Annotated in this window: 1 pseudogene; it reads left to right on the plus strand. The window is 52.9% G+C overall.

Features of this window, described 5'->3' with window-relative positions:
- Positions 1-223: pseudogene (locus F0Q32_RS25955) on the plus strand (S-(hydroxymethyl)glutathione dehydrogenase); the annotation flags it as partial.

Here is a 223-nt window from a genome sequence, read left to right on the forward strand (position 1 = left end):
GCGGGGAGTGTGACTTCTGCCAGTCCGGTAAAACGAACCTCTGTGTATCGGTTCGCGAGACTCAGGGCGAAGGACTGATGCCTGACGGGACCACTCGCTTTTCATACAACGGTCAGCCTCTTTACCACTACATGGGATGTTCCACATTCAGTGAATACACCGTTGTGGCCGAGGTTTCTCTGGCAAAAATTAACCCGGAGGCAAACCATGAACACGTCTGCCT

Source organism: Pseudocitrobacter sp. 73, from assembly GCF_008369545.1.
Lineage (GTDB): Bacteria > Pseudomonadota > Gammaproteobacteria > Enterobacterales > Enterobacteriaceae > Pseudocitrobacter > Pseudocitrobacter vendiensis.